13 protein-coding genes and 1 pseudogene are annotated in these 17,387 nt (G+C 42.1%); 4 read left to right on the top strand and 10 right to left on the bottom strand.

Annotated features, from left to right (window positions below; all coding sequences use genetic code 11):
* Positions 1 to 52 precede the first annotated feature (52 nt).
* From WMO13_RS10255 to lptM, 5 genes and pseudogenes are all read right to left on the bottom strand, one after another.
* A pseudogene (locus tag WMO13_RS10255) lies at positions 53 to 859 on the bottom strand (DUF3100 domain-containing protein); the annotation flags it as partial.
* 272 nt (positions 860 to 1,131) lie between these two features.
* Positions 1,132 to 2,406 (bottom strand): MFS transporter, encoded by a 1,275-nt coding sequence (locus tag WMO13_RS10250; protein WP_026878904.1) that lies wholly within the window; start codon positions 2,404 to 2,406, stop codon positions 1,132 to 1,134.
* A 78-nt stretch (positions 2,407 to 2,484) separates the two neighbouring features.
* On the bottom strand, positions 2,485 to 3,516 hold the full coding sequence (queA, locus tag WMO13_RS10245) for a tRNA preQ1(34) S-adenosylmethionine ribosyltransferase-isomerase QueA (protein WP_026878903.1): 1,032 nt from the start codon (positions 3,514 to 3,516) through the stop codon (positions 2,485 to 2,487).
* A 361-nt stretch (positions 3,517 to 3,877) separates the two neighbouring features.
* A complete protein-coding gene (gene lysA / locus WMO13_RS10240) occupies positions 3,878 to 5,113 on the bottom strand; it encodes a diaminopimelate decarboxylase (protein ID WP_051396219.1) in 1,236 nt (411 codons plus the stop codon).
* 11 nt (positions 5,114 to 5,124) lie between these two features.
* Complete coding sequence (gene lptM, locus WMO13_RS10235; protein ID WP_026878901.1) at positions 5,125 to 5,397, bottom strand: LPS translocon maturation chaperone LptM; 273 nt, start codon at positions 5,395 to 5,397, stop codon at positions 5,125 to 5,127.
* 365 nt (positions 5,398 to 5,762) lie between these two features.
* Here lptM and gyrA point away from each other — a divergent pair, with 365 nt between their 5' ends.
* The gene (gene gyrA, locus WMO13_RS10230; RefSeq protein WP_026878900.1) at positions 5,763 to 8,387 is read left to right on the top strand and encodes a DNA gyrase subunit A; all 2,625 of its coding nucleotides are present in this window, start codon (positions 5,763 to 5,765) and stop codon (positions 8,385 to 8,387) included.
* Between the two features lie 151 nt (positions 8,388 to 8,538).
* Here gyrA and WMO13_RS10225 read toward each other — a convergent pair whose 3' ends face one another.
* A complete protein-coding gene (locus WMO13_RS10225; RefSeq protein WP_026878899.1) occupies positions 8,539 to 8,979 on the bottom strand; it encodes an RrF2 family transcriptional regulator in 441 nt (146 codons plus the stop codon).
* 227 nt (positions 8,980 to 9,206) lie between these two features.
* Between WMO13_RS10225 and cysK the strand changes: the two genes are divergently transcribed.
* Positions 9,207 to 10,142, top strand: coding sequence for a cysteine synthase A (cysK, locus tag WMO13_RS10220; RefSeq protein ID WP_026878898.1), 936 nt, complete (start codon positions 9,207 to 9,209; stop codon positions 10,140 to 10,142).
* Positions 10,143 to 10,259: 117 nt separating this feature from the next.
* On the opposite strand, the gene WMO13_RS10215 is transcribed toward cysK, so the two are convergent.
* The 4 genes from WMO13_RS10215 to WMO13_RS10200 form a co-directional block, all read right to left on the bottom strand.
* On the bottom strand, positions 10,260 to 11,528 hold the full coding sequence (locus WMO13_RS10215) for an NAD(P)/FAD-dependent oxidoreductase (RefSeq protein ID WP_051396218.1): 1,269 nt from the start codon (positions 11,526 to 11,528) through the stop codon (positions 10,260 to 10,262).
* Between the two features lie 189 nt (positions 11,529 to 11,717).
* The gene (locus WMO13_RS10210; protein WP_026878897.1) at positions 11,718 to 12,752 is read right to left on the bottom strand and encodes an ATP-binding protein; all 1,035 of its coding nucleotides are present in this window, start codon (positions 12,750 to 12,752) and stop codon (positions 11,718 to 11,720) included.
* Positions 12,749 to 13,423 (bottom strand): response regulator, encoded by a 675-nt coding sequence (locus tag WMO13_RS10205; RefSeq protein WP_026878896.1) that lies wholly within the window; start codon positions 13,421 to 13,423, stop codon positions 12,749 to 12,751. The genes WMO13_RS10210 and WMO13_RS10205 overlap by 4 nt, the downstream gene beginning before the upstream one ends.
* 326 nt (positions 13,424 to 13,749) lie before the next feature.
* Positions 13,750 to 15,414, bottom strand: a complete 1,665-nt coding sequence (locus tag WMO13_RS10200; protein WP_051396217.1) for a phosphoethanolamine transferase — start codon at positions 15,412 to 15,414, stop codon at positions 13,750 to 13,752.
* 592 nt (positions 15,415 to 16,006) lie between these two features.
* On the opposite strand from WMO13_RS10200, the gene WMO13_RS10195 reads away from it, so the two are divergent.
* Together WMO13_RS10195 and WMO13_RS10190 are read left to right on the top strand one after the other, a co-directional pair.
* Positions 16,007 to 17,026: an ATP-binding protein gene (locus WMO13_RS10195; RefSeq protein ID WP_051396216.1), complete on the top strand. Its 1,020-nt coding sequence runs from the start codon at positions 16,007 to 16,009 to the stop codon at positions 17,024 to 17,026.
* The gene (locus tag WMO13_RS10190; RefSeq protein WP_026878893.1) at positions 17,023 to 17,373 is read left to right on the top strand and encodes a hypothetical protein; all 351 of its coding nucleotides are present in this window, start codon (positions 17,023 to 17,025) and stop codon (positions 17,371 to 17,373) included. Before WMO13_RS10195 ends, WMO13_RS10190 begins: the two co-directional genes overlap by 4 nt.
* Positions 17,374 to 17,387 lie beyond the last annotated feature (14 nt).

Here is a 17,387-nt window from a genome sequence, read left to right as displayed (position 1 = left end):
GCTCTGTCTCAATCAGTGTCGCCGTTGCCGGTGCTGAAGGTGGCGCTTGATCTTGATTTTTATTAAAAATCCGATACATCATCTCCGCAAGAGGTAGACCTAAGAAGGTTAAAGAGAGCGCACCTAATACTGAAGAGAGCAGATTTGAAGCTGCTGCAATACTCAATACTTGTTGCGCCATCGTCTCATCTAAACCACTAATTAAAGCGCCAGAAGCCGCACTTAACATCGAACCAGAACCCACGCCAGAACCTGCCGCAAGTGCAAGAGGACTCAATCCTGTTAAAGGTGCTAAGCTCCCCAAAATACTAAACCACAAGGTTCCAATCACAGAACCACAGAGATAGATCGCTAAAACACCGATATACTCCTGTGAACCCGTTCCAAATTTCCCTTGAATAACGGCGATCGAAGGCTCTCGACTAATGGAGGAGCAGGCACCAATAGCCCGACGACCAAAGCCAAATTTCACCGCTAAAGGAACTGCGATAAAGATCGGTAGTAAGTTTCCAAGCTCTTGTAGAAAGAGGGGTATGCCGACACTAAAGATCATCTTCAAATTAGGGACAATCATTCCGGCATATTGGGTTCCTAATACTAATAAGCTAAAGCCTACCATTTTTCCGCAGAAATCCTCCTCCTTCTTCGTGAAGATCTTCCCCCACCATGCGATTTTCTTGCGGGTGAAAGAGGCAGATAAAACCATCCCGATAATCACCGCAAAGAGCATTGGCAATATGGGAATCACCGCAACCCCAAGGTTGATCTCCTGTTTTCCGATCACATATTGTGATACAAAGATCAGCAGTAACATTGTGACAATGCTGATCCAAAATATCTGAATCGAACTTCTTTCCATCTAATTTCCTCCTAGTATCCTCAAACAACGATTATTAAACATATAAGCTAAACCAAGATAGCCTCTTGTATAGGGCTGATAAGTCTATTTAGTTATATAATAAAATTTACATTTACCGGTATAAAAATAACAGCTTTTTGATGTATATAGGATAATCACAATGATTTCGCTCGTTTAATTAGCAAAAAGCCTATTCCGAACTATCAGAATAGGCTTTGAAAATATCGATCAAATAGAGCTCTCTATACTTATATCCCGATCTTCTGATCGACTTAAATATACTTAGGCAAACGACGACTGCCGAGGTAGATACTTAAGAATATTCCAAGGGCACAGAGGAAGAGGATATAGTATGCGATAAACATCGGATGAAAATGCTCGGCAATAATCGGCACTAAAAAAGTTGTAAGGCCGGCAAATAAGGCATTTCCGATATTATAAGAGAATCCCATTCCCGTTAAGCGCACATCCGCCGGGAAGAGACGAATGATAATCATCGGCACACAGGCAACAATCCCTAAAAAGAAAGAGGCAACCGCATAGAGTATGCCGATCGTTGTGAGATCTTGACTTTCAAGGGAATTGAAGAAGATAAAGCTCGTCACCGCAAGGAGTAAGGCAAAACCAAAGAGCGTTTTACGTAAGCCCATTCGATCCACTAATAGTCCTGCCGCAAGACTTCCTACGATATTCATAAAAGTTGCCACTAAGGCTGCTTTATTAACAAAGGCCACATCAATCCCAAAAACATCTGATTTCATCAAATTAGGCGCTAATAACACTAAGACAACGCCGGTAATCAGTAGCCAAGTGCTTAGCGTTGCGATAAAGGTTTGCCATTTAAAATCCTGTAAAATTGTGCGAACCGGCATTCCTTCGTGAAGTTTTTTCTTCTGCTGCATCTCTAAAAAGACCGGCGTTTCTTGCAGATAACGGCGTAGATAAACCGCTAATAATCCCAAAACTCCGCCGAGAATAAAGGGGATACGCCACGCATAATCGAGCGTTTCCACCGTATCAAAAGAGAGATTCATCATCGAAGAGACAAAGTGGCCGATCAAAACACCAAAAGTTAAACCTGCGGCAACCGCACTATTGGCAATCCCAAAGCGTTCCCTCGGTACGTGCTCCGTCACAAAAACGTGTGCACTAGGAACCTCTCCACCTAAGGCAACCCCTTGTAAAATACGCATCATAAGCAATAACGCCGGCGCTAAATATCCCACCGTTGAAAAAGTAGGTAATAAACCAATGCAGAGCGTCGGTATCGCCATCATAAAGAGCGAAAACATAAAGACTTTCTTCCGACCAATCAAATCCCCAAAATGTGCCAGCACAATGCCACTTAATGGCCGTACAAAGTAGGCAATCGCATAAGTCAGGTATGTCATCATTGTCGCCACTAAAGGCGATTCTGCCGGGAAAAAGAGAACTTTCAGCGTAGAGGCAAAAGTTAAAAAGACAATAAAATCATAAAATTCTAACGCGCCTCCTAAGGAGGAGAGCGTCAGCGTTTTCGCATCTTGCATAGTTAAACGTCGATTCACAATTTCGTTCCTTCTAAACGATCAATAGCCGGCTATTTTACCCGAGATTGCCAATGATTGTGAATCTCTTTAACCCAGCTATTTTTGATCTAAACTCGGAATTAATAACATACTATCGCCATAACTAAAGAAGCGATAATGAGCATTCACCGCGTGTTGATAGATCTCTTCAATCCGAGATTTACCCATTAGCGTTGAGACAAGCACTAAGAGCGTTGATTTAGGAAGATGAAAATTAGTCAATAATCCATCAATCACCCGAAATTCAAAACCCGGTTTAATAAAGATATTAGTATCCCCCACAAAGGGCTTCAACTCCCCCGTTAATGCCGCGGACTCTAAGGCTCTCACTGCCGTTGTTCCGATAGCAATCACCCGCTTCCCTGCGACTTTCGTCGCTACAATATCATCCACTGCCGATTGCGGTACATTGATCCACTCTTTATGCATCTGATGCTCATTCAGATCTTCGGTGCGAATCGGCTGAAATGTACCGGCTCCAACGTGTAATGTAATTTCAGTAACATCAATGCCCTTCGCTTTAATACGCTCTAAAAATTCTGCTGTAAAATGCAAACCCGCTGTCGGCGCCGCAACCGCGCCCTCCTCTTTATTAAAGACGGTTTGATAACGGGATTGATCTAACTCTTCATCGCTTCGAGTAATATAAGGCGGCAATGGCAAGTGGCCATAAATCTCTAAAATCGTAGCAATAGGCGAACCATCAATCGTTTTTAACAAAAAAAATGCCTCATCACGATCGACCATCTCAAGCAGCGGTTTTCCATCAATAATCACTTTCTGACCCGGTTTTAAGGCTTTACTTGCTTTAATTTGCGCTAAAACTTCGGTTTCACTTACAAGACGCTCCACCATAATTTCAACCTTACCACCGGTCTCTTTCTCGGCAAATACCCGCGCCGGCAATACGCGCGTATTATTAATTACAATCCGATCTCCCGGTTCTAAATAATCGATTAGATCTTCAAAAGTATGATCATAAATCTCGCCCGCTTTAGGCACTAAAAGACGAGAGGTCCCCCGCACTTTCGGCGGAAACTGGGCAATCAATTCTTCGGGAAGATGATAATCATAATCAGAGAGTTTCAACATTGTATAATCCTTAAACCTTCAAGCAAGCCCATCTTGAGCGATCATTCTGAGCAATTCATAGAGCGTTATTCTACGCCCTGCCTACGCAAAAAGGAAACGGAAATTGGAATGGATAGATTAGAGATATTGATCTCTAAATTATAATGGGTGATATTTCTAAAAAACTGCCTAACGCCTTCTGTTTGAACTGTTCGGAAATTCCGAACAGTTGAAAAACCATTGCCCCTTCTAAACATCTCTTTTTAGATCTGTCTATGACGCTGAGTTTTACACTTTTAGGAAAACGAAAAACAAAACCCTCTCCAGTTAAGTAGAGGGTTCTAATATTGAAACTTTGATAGCCAGTTCAGGTAATAGACTACCTCACTAAATGCGCTATCTCTAATTCAAAGAGAGATTCTTCAGTTTCCCGTGTTCTGATAAGGCGTGCTTTACCATCTTGTAGCAATACTTCTGCGGCACGACCGCGAGAGTTATAATTAGAAGCCATTGCAAAACCATAAGCGCCGGCATCTTTAACCATCAGATAATCTCCGGCTTTAAGGGCGAGCATTCTATTTTTTCCAAGAAAATCCCCAGTTTCACAAATAGGGCCGACAATATCGTATGACTTAATATCTGCCGGATTCTGTGCCGTATCGCTGAGATTACGAATCTCCATCCACGCATCATAGAGCGCCGGGCGAATAAGGTCATTCATCGCCGCATCCACAACCGCAAAATGTTTTCCCTCGTTCTCTTTGGTAAGAATGACTTCAGTAATAAGTATCCCGGCATTACCGACGATAGAACGCCCCGGTTCAATCACCAATTTTAAAGAACGCGCACCGATTTTCTCGATCGCAAGTGCGATCCAATCAGCGGGATCGATTAATATTTCATCTTCATACTGAATACCTAAACCACCGCCCATATCAAGGTGTTTAAGGGTAATACCTGCTTCCGCTAAACGATCAATCAGGGCAAGCGTTACATCTAAAGCTTCGGCATAAGGACTAATATCAGTCAGTTGCGAGCCAATATGAAAATCCATCCCCTCGATCATAAGTGCCGGCATGGTTGCCATCATCTGATAGAGTTCAAAAGCCTCTTCCATTCGAATGCCAAATTTATTCTCTTTTAATCCTGTTGAGATATAAGGATGGGTCTTAGCATCGACATTCGGATTAATCCGCAATGAAACCGGTGCTTTGATATTTAACTCTGTCGCAACTGCATTTAAAAGGTGAATCTCAGCGATCGATTCGATATTAAAACAACCAATCCCTGCTTTAAGGGCAAAAACAAGATCTTCCCGGCGTTTTCCAACACCGGAATAGACCACCTTTTTCGGATCCCCTCCGGCGGCTAATACCCGTTTGAGCTCCCCTTGCGAGACAATATCAAAACCAGAACCCATTTTCGCTAGTAATTGTAAAATAGAGAGATTGCTATTCGCCTTTACCGCATAACAGATCAGATGAGGATAATCGCCAAAACCTTGTCGATACGCTTGGTAATTCGCTTCAATTTGCGCGGCATCATAGAGATATAGAGGCGTTTGGAAAGTGTGTGCAATTTGGGTTAATTCTACATTATTCATTGTATCTTTCATTATTGATCTCATTATTGTGCTGTGTTGTGATTCGGTAGATCATTGGTCGTATCTAGCTGATTTTCAGATTCTATCGATGCCGATGCTTTATCATCGCCACGATAAGGAAGCATAAAGTGCCCTTCGTTATATTCCGCTTCACTCTCCACCAGGAAAAGCCCCCCCGTTTGACCGCAGCCTGCTAGACTCAATCCGATGGCAAGAATCATAATGCCCTTCAGATAACGCTTCATATTATGTGTGCCATACTCATTTGTATCTGCTTGAACCTGTCCCTTGCTCATATCTCTCTCATTTATCCTCTATGATCATTTACCTATTTTCTAGCTGCTGATTTTGACTTCTATTTATCAATTTCTGACATTGATCAATCCTATCAACTTTTATGCCCAATTTTAAGAAAGAAGTCATCTATTTTTAAGGTTATTTACGTCTCCTATTTCTCTTATTTCGAAATATTCGGCAAATAATCGATTTTAAGCTATTTTTATTAAAACACGTAGGGGGATATTAGTAGAGATAAATAGATCAATATTCCGCTATTTTCTCTTACAAACCGGCGAATTAATTAGCAAAACATGTTATAATCGGCTGTTATTTTCTACATTAGTTCTATATTTTTATAATATTGTTTGAGAAGGTTGGTTCAATGAGTGAGTTTGCCAAAGAGATTGTCCCGATTAGTTTAGAAGAGGAGATGAGAAGCTCCTATCTCGATTATGCGATGAGTGTCATTATAGGTCGTGCGCTACCGGATGTGCGCGATGGACTCAAGCCGGTACATCGCCGTATTTTACATTCAATGAATCAAACGAGTAATCATTGGAATAAACCCTACAAAAAATCTGCCCGTATCGTCGGGGATGTGATGGGTAAATACCATCCACACGGGGATTCAGCAATTTATGACTCTGTTGTGCGAATGGCACAAGATTTCTCGCTCCGTTATATGCTTATTGATGGCCAAGGGAACTTCGGTTCTATCGATGGCGACTCAGCCGCAGCAATGCGTTATACCGAAGTGCGAATGAGTAAAATCGCAGAAGCCTTACTGCAAGATATCGAGAAAGAGACGGTCGACTTTGTCCCTAACTATGATGAATCAGAGAGTGAACCTTCTGTATTACCCACGCGAATTCCGAACTTATTAGTCAATGGTTCTTCCGGGATTGCCGTAGGGATGGCGACGAATATTCCGCCACACAATCTTACCGAAACCATTAACGCGTCACTTGCGCTCTTACACAATTCAGAGCTCACTATTGATGAACTGATGCAATATATTCCTGCGCCAGATTTCCCAACAGCAGGGATTATCAATGGTACCAAAGGAATTCGTGAGGCTTACCACACCGGCCGAGGCCGCGTGATTATTCGGGCAAAAGCTGAAATAGAACACGATGAAAAACGGGGACGCGATGTCATTATCATCACAGAGCTCCCTTATCAGGTAAATAAAGCTCGCCTCATTGAACGAATCGTAGAACTCTATCGAGAAAAGATCATCGAAGGCATTGCGCCAGATGGCTTACGCGATGAGTCAGATAAAGATGGGATGCGTATTGTCATTGAACTGCGTCGTGGTGAAATGGGGGAAGTAATCCTCAACCAACTCTTCAAACATACAGCACTTCAATCCAGCTTTGGGATCAATATGGTGGCGATCGATCGTGGTCAGCCGAAGCTTTTAAATCTCAAAGAAGTCTTAGAAGCCTTCTTACTACATCGTCAAGAAGTCATTACACGCCGGACGATTTTTGATCTCAAAAAAGCCCGCGCTCGCGCTCATCTATTAGAGGGGCTCACTGTGGCTCTTGCGAATATCGATGAGATGATTCAACTCATTCGGACCTCTGCAACCGGTGCTGAAGCAAAAGAGCGTATGCTCGCTCGCACTTGGGAACCTGGCGGTGTAGGGGCTATGTTAGAGAGAGCCGCAGAGCTCAAAACAACGCCTGATGGTTTAGAAAATGTGGGCTTAATCGGTAGTGAATATCGTCTTTCAGAAGAGCAGGCGCAAGCGATCCTTGATATGCGCCTCCAACGCTTAACCGGCCTTGAACAAGATAAGATTTTAGAAGAGTATCGTGGGTTATTAGATACTATTCGTGAATTGATTGAAATCCTCACTAATCCTGATCGTTTACGGGAAGTAATTGAAGAAGAACTTACCGATATTCGGGACAATTTTGGCGATGCTCGCCGTACAGAAATTCGCGCAGCTGCCGAAGATATCAACCTTGAAGATCTGATCGCCGAAGAAGATGTAGTTGTTACACTCTCGCGCCGAGGTTATATCAAATATCAAAAACTCGATGAGTATCGTGCTCAACGTCGTGGCGGTCGTGGTAAATCTGCCGCTAAAGTGGTCGATGAGGATGATGTAGAACATTTAATGGTCGTCAGCACCCATGCACAGCTTATGTGCTTCTCCTCTTACGGTAAGGTTTATTGGCTCCGCGCCTTTGAATTGCCGGAAGCAGGTCGTGGTGCAAGTGGTCGTCCCATTATTAACTTCCTTCCCTTAGAAACAGATGAGCGTATTACCTCTATTCTCCCGGTAGATAGTTATGATGATGATCGTTATATCTTTATGGCCACTAAATATGGGGTTGTGAAGAAAACCGTTCTCTCAAGTTTTGCCAGCCAACGATCAAGCGGATTGATTGCCGTCAATCTTGATGAGGGTGATGAGCTGATCGGAACACAAATTACCAATGGTCAAGACGATATTATGCTCTTCACCAATACAGGGCTTGTCAATCGCTTTAGTGAAGAGAATGTACGCGCTATGGGTCGAAGCTCTCGTGGGGTAAAAGGTATTTCACTCTCTGAAGGGCAATTCGTCATTACCATGATGCTCGCTGATGAAGAGGCCGTTGTCCTCATTGCCACAGAACATGGTTATGGTAAACGGACACCGATTGCTGAATTTACTAAACGTAATCGAGGCGGTAAAGGGGTCATCGGTATCCAAACATCCGAACGAAATGGCCAGATTATTGGTGCTTGTATCGTTGAAGATCATGATGAAGTAATGCTCATCTCTTCTAATGGCGTTTTGGTACGTACCTGCGTGGATGAAGTTTCCATCTTAGGCCGAAATACCCAAGGCGTTCGTCTCATTCGCTTAGATGAGGGTGATACCTTAGTCGGTATGAGTCGTATTGAAGAAAATGATGCAGATTGCTGTGATGATACTGAGACTGAAGGTGAAACAATCATCGAAGTTGAAGCAGTCATTGAAACAATTGAAATCATAGAAGAGAACTAAGCTGAAGATTCGGATAACGTAATACTTAAAACATTATCTTAATAGTTGCCCATTAACACAAAAACCCGGTATCTTCTACAGATATCGGGTTTTCTTCAATGACGAATAGCAATCTGCTAACAATCTGCTAACAATTGGCTAACGATTGCGCTTACAGATAATACATATAATTCCCCTCTTCCCCTTGCGCTTGTAATGCGATGTCAGAGAGGGTAATGCCTTTCAGTAAGGTTTCTAATGTAGTGTGCATCGGTTCATAAACAACCGCTGTCAGCGCACGCTCAATTTTCGGCGCAGTCGTCTCTACCGTTGCATCATTAGTGGCAAATAGCGCGGGCTCCACACTTGCAAGAATTTCATATAAGGTTATTTCATTGGGTGCTTTTGTTAAATAGTAGCCCCCTTGCGATCCTTTAATAGAACCGACCACTTCGCCACGACGTAATTCGGAGAAGATACGCTCAAGATAGATCTTAGAGATTTCCAATGTTTCAGCAATCTCGAGTACAGTCACCGTCGGCTGGGCTTGATGAACGAGCGCCATCTTCACCAATGAGGCTAAAGCATAACGAGATTTGGCAGATAATTTCATAAGATCTCCTAATAGATAAGGTTTAAAGTAGCAAGACCGATTCCATAAAGAAAACTACAAAAGTTAGAAAGAGTCCTGCTGCTTGTGAATATCATTGACAATAAGCGAAATAAACTGATATTGTTAGATTAATACACATAAAACATATATTATAGGTATGACTAATATCCGTCAACTCATTTTTAGATGACCCGATGATTATCACATTTTAGAGAGGAATCCACATTATGGCTAAAATTTACGCAAGCTTAACTGAACTCATTGGTAACACACCCTTATTACAATTGAATCGCTTTTCTCGTGAGCAAGGCCTTTCTACACCATTATTAGGGAAGCTTGAATACCTGAATCCCGCAGGTAGCGTGAAAGATCGGATTGCCTTTGCGATGATCGACACTGCAGAAAAAGCGGGCATTCTCAAAAAAGGATCGGTGATTATCGAACCAACTAGCGGCAATACCGGCATTGGTTTAGCCTCCGTTGCGGCAGCGAAAGGTTACCGTATTATCCTCACAATGCCTGAAACAATGAGTATCGAGCGCCGAAATCTCCTGAAAGCCTATGGCGCAGAATTAGTGCTCACTGAAGGGGCTAAAGGGATGAAAGGGGCTATTGGTCGTGCGGATGAATTAGCGAAGGAAATTCCTAATGCGGTGATTCTTGGGCAGTTTGTTAATCCGGCAAATCCCAAAGCACATCGTGAAACAACAGGTCCTGAAATTTGGAATGATACCGAAGGGAAAGTGGATATCGTCATCGCGGGGATTGGTACCGGCGGTACAATTACCGGGATCGGGGAATATCTCAAAGCCCAAAATCCTAAGATCCAAGTGATTGCCGTTGAACCTGAATCTTCCCCGGTTCTATCAAAAGGCACAGCAGGTCCCCATAAGATTCAAGGAATCGGTGCGGGCTTCATTCCTGAGACACTCGATACTAAAGTCTATGATGAAGTGATTACCATCTCTGATAGCGAGGCATTTGAATTGGCTAAAGAGGTAGCCGCAACAGAGGGATTGCTCGTCGGGATCTCTTCAAGTGCTGCTATTAAAGCCGCCGTCGAAGTGGCGAAACGCGCAGAGAATAAAGGGAAAAATATCGTCGTCATTCTGCCTGATAGTGGTGAAAAATATCTTTCAACGCCGCTCTTTGAAAAAGAATAATCATCCCCATATTAAAAGAGAACCGTTTATTCCTCCTTTTAAACGTTCACATTTTACCCAGTTACATAATGTAACTGGGTCTTTTTTTGTGATGTCTTATAATATCCCAATATACAACTAACGGGTTTTAGCCCAACGGCGGAACTGATCGGCACACCAAGCGCAAAGACCACTCCAAATGCCTAAAATTCGCATCTGATGTCGGCGATAGAGTGTAATATGTGCCACTTTTGCCGATAACCCTCGAAATTCTAAACCTTTGAATACCGTATTTCGACCGAACATTCCGAAAGAAGCATATTGACCGATACTCACTAGCGAACCTCGATCGACATATTTAAAGTCTGGAATCATCGATTGATTGCCGGCAATAATCTGCACAAAATATTGACTCAAATAGAGCGCTTCTTGCGATGCTGATTGCGCTGTCGGTGCTAATGGTGCCTCTTTCACATAAGCACAATCGCCAATGGCAAAAATACGATCATCATTCAATACGCGAAAATAGGAGTCTACCATCAACTGGGAGATTCTAGTTAACTCTGCATCTTTCACCGTTTTAAGTACATCAGGTGCTTTAATGCCCGCAGTCCATACCACGCGATCCGCCGGAAGCGTTTCACCATCTTTAAGTGCTACATGATCTTCAAATACTTCCGAAACTGAAGTAGAGAGCAAGACTTTCACACCGATTTTTTCCATTGATTGCCGTACCGATTCACTAATGGAGGGTTTAAATGTGGGAAGTACACGATCATCTGCCTGAATAACAGTGATATCCATATATTGCATCAAATCTTCATTGCTATAACTTGAGCTAATTTTAAGCTGATCGATGAGCTCACCGCTTAACTCAACCCCGGTAGCGCCGGCACCCACAATAATCAGATGATGTTTTTGCTTTAAAAGCGCTGAACGCATCAACTGATCCGCAAAAACTCGGCGAAATTCCAGCGCGCTATGCAGATCATCAACTTTACTTGCAAATTCTTTAACGCCTTTAATCCCAAAGTCATTACTCTGACTTCCCATTGCGACAATCAGATAATCATAATGCACTGTTCTAACAGGTAAAATCTCTTCATTGGTGTCATCATAATGGGCTGCTAACGTGATTTCTCTTGTCTCTCGATCGATATTGTCTACCGTTCCTGGCTGATAGATAAACCCATGCCGTTTAGCTTGTGCTAAAAATAGCATGCTCTGTTCATCTGCTGACTGACTACCCGCCGCAAAGGTATGAAGCATCGGTTTCCATATATGCAACTCATTACGATCAATCAGTGTTAAATTAAATAGTTTTCCACGATCCTGCCGCGCTAATCGATAAATAAATTCTAAACCCGCAACTCCGCCCCCTAAAACTACAATCTCTTTTTTTTGCATAGCTCCCTCTTCCTAGCCTCAATAACGCTCGCGCTTCCGATATAATAATTCCCTTATAACTCATAAGGTTATAAGGATCTACAACTTTATATCATAAAGAAAATTGATATATTTTGTGAAAAATTAAGCGCAAAAATGCAAAAAAGTTAAACCGTAGTCGAAGGAGATACCTCGATATTTAATATTTGATTAAATCGCAAGAGAAACGACAACTCGAAGTCCTGATCGCCCATCTTTTCTCGCTTCAAACCGTACAGAACCTTGATGGGCTTCGACGATTTTTTGCACGATATTAAGCCCAAGACCAAAACCTTGTCGGGATTCATCTGCTCGTTGAAATCGTTCTGTCATCGCGAGTCTTTGCGCTTCACTCATACCCGGCCCTCGATCTTCGACAATAAGCGCTATCCCTGTCGCCGTCTTTTGTGCCGAGACTTCAGTGCTCTCCCCTTGTCCTGCATAAAACTGTGCATTATCTAATAGATTTTTCAGAAGCAGATAGAGTAAACTCGCATCTCCTCGAACCTTAAGATCAGCCGGAATATTCCAGATAATAAGATGCGGAAAATTATCTCGATACTCATTTTGTAGCGGTTGAATCACCTCTTGATAGAGCGATAATTCTGCCACCTGATCCGAGTGAAGCTTATGACTTGCACGCGCAAATTGTAGTAACCGCTCAATCGTAATTAAAAGCTCATCGATTCGTGCAATCAGTAGTGGTTTCTCCGGTAGATCATCCATAAGCTCGAGCGTTAATCGCATCCCCGCTAATGGCGTTCGTAATTCGTGGGCAACATCGGCGGTAAATTGTTTTTCATGATCAATACGCTGACTAATATTCAACAATAAATGATTCACTTTCCCCACTATCAAACTGATCTCTTTAGAACGAGACTCGATGATGATCGGTGTTAAATTGAGGGATCCCCGCTCTGATAGCTGATCAACAAGATTGACAAAAGGCGTTAAGAATTGATTTGTCACATAGCGAATCATCAAGAGCGCACCCAATAGCACAACACCGACAAAGATAGAGATCGCCACTAATATCTCTTGAATCTCATGTTGCATCTCTTGAATCTTTTCACTGTCGGTTAAGCCCGTATCTGTCAGGATATCCATCTGCTCACTCGTTTCATAACCGACAAGGGCGATAATAATCACACCTGAAACCAATAAAATTAGAGAAAATAGCCACATTAAACGGCGTTTTAAGCTCATGCGTTCGACTCCGAGACTAATTGATAACCATAACCCCGTACCGTCTCAATACGCGCTTTACCGAGCTTTTGCCGTAAGCGGTGAATATAAACCTCAAGCGTATTTGATCCTAAGGAATCCTGCCAAGAGTAGAGATCTTGCACCAAAAACTCTCTCGGAACCACTTGCCCATATTTTAAGAGCAAGCGGGATAAAATGGCATATTCTCGCAAGGTCAGTTCTAAAAGCGCTCCTTGATAATGAATCTCTTTTTGCATCAAATCGAGCGTAAAATCATCAATAACCACCTGATTATTCGCCACCCCACAATGCCGGCGAATAATTGCCCGCAATCTTGCATAGAGTTCTGCTAATTCAAAAGGTTTGAGCAGATAGTCATCAGCGCCAGCGTCTAATCCTTGCACTCGATCATCAAGGGTATCCCGTGCGGTAATAATCAGCACCGGCACTTGATTATCTTGATTGCGTAATTTCTGTAACAACGTAATGCCATTACCATCAGGCAAGCCTAAATCTAACAAAATCGCGCTATAAAAGGCTTCTTGAGAATCGAGATAACGCTCGGCTTCCTCTCTATTTTCCGCCACATCAACGGCATATCCCTCTTTCATCAGAGCTTTCTCTAACCCCTTTCGCAGTAAGAGATCATCTTCTACGACTAATATCTTCATTCTATCCCCTGTTTTTCTGTAATCCTATTGTCCTGCAATCTTACTTTACAAACTTAATCTATTTAACATTATGATGCTACCATCAAAGCCGATTCCCGGCGGGAGGGAATGCTTGCAAATCCAGTTCTATCCCGCGCCCACAAGTGAGTGATTATCAATCTCTCAGCAACGAATTTGCCACAACTGCCGGCGCTCACTTGTTGTAAGAACGAGATTATTCCCTTCGGCGATGCAATAACACTTCTTACTAAGTTCAAACCAAAACCGATTCCCAATGTGAAATGCTGGTATCTTGATTACGATCCCGCAGGTGAGCCTCATCTACATTATGGAACCCGACTACAAGCCTTGAAAAGATCCATGGATTCATCATACTCTTTTGTCTTAACGGAGAGTAATCCTAAGAGTGAATGGAAGAAATTATCCTGTGAAAAGGGATCTGCTTTAGCTATTGTTGAAAGACAATTCTGATTTAATTGCCGGTTTTGGTAAAAATCCTGATTCGCCCAGAAGATAAACGGCACATGTGTCTGCTCTTTCGGTGCAATGGCATAAGGTGCACCATGAAGATAGAAACGGTTTTCACCCAATGATTCGCCATGATCTGACAGATAGATCATCGATGTCTCATATTCCCCGTCAAAACTTTTAAGCAGTTCAATGGTTTCATTCAACACATAATCGGTATAACGAATTGTATTATCGTACACATTCTCAAGTGCGGTTAAATCACAATTTTCAATCTTATTCGTATCGCAACTCGGCGTAAAATGGCGGAAATGATCGGGATAACGCTGATAATAAGTGGGGCCATGACTGCCATTCATGTGTAATACAATCACAAGATTCTCATCTTGATTCTCTTGGGATTCAATATAGGATTTAAGATTCTCAAGCAGATATTCATCATGATAAAAACCGGTGATCGATTGAGGCTGATTAACATACTCCTCCACAAACTCCGTAGGGACTCGATCACAGACGCCTTTACATCCATTATCATTCTCCCGCCATAATACTTTGTAACCTACGCGCTGTAAGATATCGAGGGCATTCTCTTGATTCTGAGCTCGGCTCTTATCGAAATTAGCACGCGTTAATCGGGAAAACATACAAGGCACGGAAATGGCGGTTGCCGTCCCACAAGAATAGAATTCCCGAAAACTAATCACTTCTTGTTGTGCTAACAGTGGATTTGTCTCCTTCTGATATCCATTTAAAGAGAAATTCTTGCTTCTTGCTGTTTCCCCAACCACAATCACAAAGAGCGTCTTCTCTGATCCTGCAGGCTTTTGTAATGTCGCATCTTCACCCACTTTTTCAAAAGGCAATTGATCCTCATACTGTTTTTTAAGATAAGAGATCGCACTTGTGGCATAGCTGATCGGCATAATCAGTTTCTGTACTTGTCGATGATTACGGAAAAAAGAGGCATAATCCTTATAGAAGATCAGCGCTATAGCCCCTGACAGCAATAAGGCACCGATTATTAATAATACTCGCTGTAAAAGGCTCTTCCACCAGCTGATCGGCCTAACCTTCATCAATAGATAGAGCGCAAACGGTACTAATACCCCCAATAAAATCCAAATCACTAACTGAAAACTTAAAAGATTAACCACTTCTCCGCTGTGGGTTTCGATAATGTTAATGAGCATATCGCGATCCATATAGATCTGATAGCGATAAGAGTAGTAGTTAAAAATCGTACATAAAAGCAGTAGTATCAACAAAATACCTGCGCCGATACGTCTCCACAGTAAGCAGGAGACAATGATTAAATTGGCTGACCAAAGTACGAGAAATACCGAAAAAGCAAAGAGATAGCTGCCAAAGCCATCAAAGCTCATTAAATAGAAAAACTCTCGCCAGAAAACGATATTCTCTACTGCCGCTAATAGCAAGGAGGTGAGCAATAACACTAGATAAAGCGGCAATTGTACCTGCCATTTCGCAAAATAAGTTTTGAGTAATAAAAAGGATTTCATCATGAATTCTCACTTCTGTAACAAACCGTTAAGAAGCAAGAATAGAGAGCGAACATTAATAAAACATTAAAATGAACACTATAGTGAAATCAGTTCAAAATAAGCTTATTTAAATGCCGGCACATTGGTTGTAAGAGACAAGGAAGTTGTTCTATCCGGCATCTTGCAAGTGTTGTTTAGTAAGATTTTATGTTCTTTTTAAAATCTCTTATAACGACTTATAACTACTTACAACAGCCTTTATAATTCTCTCAATAACTCTCTAGATAATGCCCTTAATAATAATCCCCAAAGTGATCAATAATGTATCCTATTGTTTCTTAATTAAGAATGATTTGCCTCTTCTATTCTCTTAAAAAAGACCGATATTCAGCGCATCTCTCTTATCAAGAAAAATTACTTGATAAAAATAATTGAAAATATTTTTATATATGACACATCCTGTCAAACCCCTCCATTAAGATACACACATAGATAGCGCGATCTCCAGAAACATCTCGAGTTATCTCCTCTCTAGCGCTCAAATACGCTAGGGAGATTATATAAAACGAATTATAAAATCCGATTAAACCTGTGTATTAATGATGGAGCCACTATGCCGATAGGACCGCGTCTTAGCGCTGAAGAAGAAGCGAATATCGCAGCACAAGCTGCTAAAGCTGAAGCAGAGAAACAAGCGCAAGCTCAAAAATCAGAGCTTGAGCTCAATATTGTTACCCCTAAATATTCACTCGATGACCTGATTGTGCCCCAACATACGGCAGCAAGTATTCAGGACTTTCTAGCCCATAAAGCCCATGAAGAATTACTCTATGAAGATTGGGGTTTAAATGAAACCCATCAACATCAGAAACAGACCGCCATTAATCTCTACGGGCCTCCCGGAACCGGGAAAACGATGGCTGCTTACGGGATTGCCAAAGAGCTAGGTCATCCGCTGATTATGATCGATTATGCAAGTCTTGAATCGAAATATGTCGGTGAAACCTCCAAAAATATCGCCTCGATCTTCCGTCAAGCAAAAGAACATAATGCCATTATCTTCTTCGATGAAGCCGATGCAATGCTCAGTCGCCGCGTCACCGGCATGTCTCATGCAACAGATGTCAGCGTTAATCAGACCCGTTCAGTCTTACTCACCGAGATGAATAATCATGATGGTTTAATTATCTTTACCACTAACTTTATCGAGAACTACGATCCGGCATTTATGCGCAGAATCCTTGCACATATCTATTTTGCGCTCCCCGATACCGAGTGCCGGTTAAAACTATGGCAACAATATATTCCACGTAAATTACCCCACAATGCAGATCTGCAAAAACTGGCCGAAGTGTCAGAAACACTTACCGGCAGTGATATCTCCAATAGTGTTCGCAAAGCCGCGATGGCAGCTGCGCGTAAAGGTGCCACTGAAGTAGATCAAAGTGACTTTATCAAAGCGATTGATGAAATTAAAAAGAGTAAGAAAGCTAATAGTGGTGAAGCACACACACATTCATCGAATCACACAGGTGGTTCAAAATCTCCAACAACAGAAACCTCGCGGATTGTTAGCGAAGAGTATGTTGTCTCTCAATTAGGCTCAGAAAAAACAGAGGAATTAAAAGTATGATCCCACTCTTATTAATCGGCGCAGCTGCATTTGCTGCAGGTGTCATCGTTTCAAAATTTTGGAAACAAATTGTCAGCTTTCTCAAAAGCGCTTACGACTTACTGCCCGATCGCTATAAACGCTTAGTACAAGGTGCTGTAACCCTAGTTCGTAAAGTAGGCACTGTGCTTAAAAACATCATCAAACATTACTCTTACAATCCTGAAGAGGATCAATGGAGAGAACATATTGTTGAGAAAAAAGTCGAAGCAAACGATGTTCCTGAACACATTAGAAATGCGCTGAAAAAACAGCAAGAAGTGGATATCTCTAATGAAACCACTGAACAACTCGCCCTTGCCAACTAAATCATAAAGGAATC

It is taken from the genome of Ignatzschineria larvae DSM 13226 (genome assembly GCF_038500265.1).
Lineage (GTDB): Bacteria > Pseudomonadota > Gammaproteobacteria > Cardiobacteriales > Wohlfahrtiimonadaceae > Ignatzschineria > Ignatzschineria larvae.
The sequence above is the reverse complement of the archived record's forward strand: the minus strand, read 5'-3'. Positions and strand labels throughout refer to the sequence as shown.